Origin of the sequence: Pseudomonas psychrophila (genome assembly GCF_001043005.1) — a bacterium.
In the GTDB taxonomy this organism is placed as follows: domain Bacteria; phylum Pseudomonadota; class Gammaproteobacteria; order Pseudomonadales; family Pseudomonadaceae; genus Aquipseudomonas; species Aquipseudomonas psychrophila.
The window spans coordinates 1-702 of the sequence record NZ_JYKZ01000058.1; the positions used below are offsets into that span (position 1 = coordinate 1).

1 protein-coding gene and 1 pseudogene are annotated in these 702 nt (G+C 58.3%); both read right to left on the reverse strand.

Annotated features, from left to right (window positions below):
• Positions 1 to 317: pseudogene (locus TU76_RS24040) on the reverse strand (TldD/PmbA family protein); the annotation flags it as partial.
• Positions 317 to 702 (reverse strand): metallopeptidase TldD-related protein (locus TU76_RS24045; RefSeq protein WP_239660162.1); only part of this gene is annotated, 386 nt, incomplete at its 5' end. The pseudogene TU76_RS24040 and the gene TU76_RS24045, both read right to left, overlap by 1 nt.

Consider the following 702-nt stretch of genomic DNA (forward strand, 5'->3'; position numbering starts at 1 on the left):
AAGTACGGGTCTGCAGGCAACAGCGGCAAGGTTTCACGCAGTTGTTGCAAGGCTTCGGTCAGCCGTTGCCGGTCTGCGGCTGGCTCGCCGGCCAGTGTGATGCGGACATCCGCATGACGACCGTCGTTGATCAGCTTCAGGTTCAGGCTGGCTTGCTGCACCTGGCCAGCCTGGCGCACCTGGCCCCGGTTGAAACGAATGAATTCCGAGGCTTCGGCGTCGTAGCCCAGTGTGAATTGCTCGGGGGCTTTGATTGTCTGGCGCAGCCACTGCACCAGCGCATCGAACTGCTCGGCCTGACTCAACGGGGTACTCATCAGGCATCGCCTCCAAACACATCAATTTGACTGAATACACAGGCAGGAGACGCATGCCCGACACGAATCACCTGATTGGGTTCGCCCTTGCCACAGTTCGGCGTACCCAGGACCTTAAAGGTACTGGCGTCGCCTACGGCCTTGAGGTTGCGCCAGAACTGGTCGGAAATACCCCGGTAATTCGGGTTTTTCACCACGCCCTTGAGCTCCCCTTGTTCGATCAACTGGCCCCATTCGCAGCCGAACTGGAATTTGTTGCGCGCATCATCAATTGACCAGGAGCGGTTGGTGGCCATCAGAATCCCGCTTTCGATACCGCCAATCAGTTGGGCCATCGATCGATCGCCAGGCTCGATATTGAGGTTGGCCATACGGTCAATCGGAG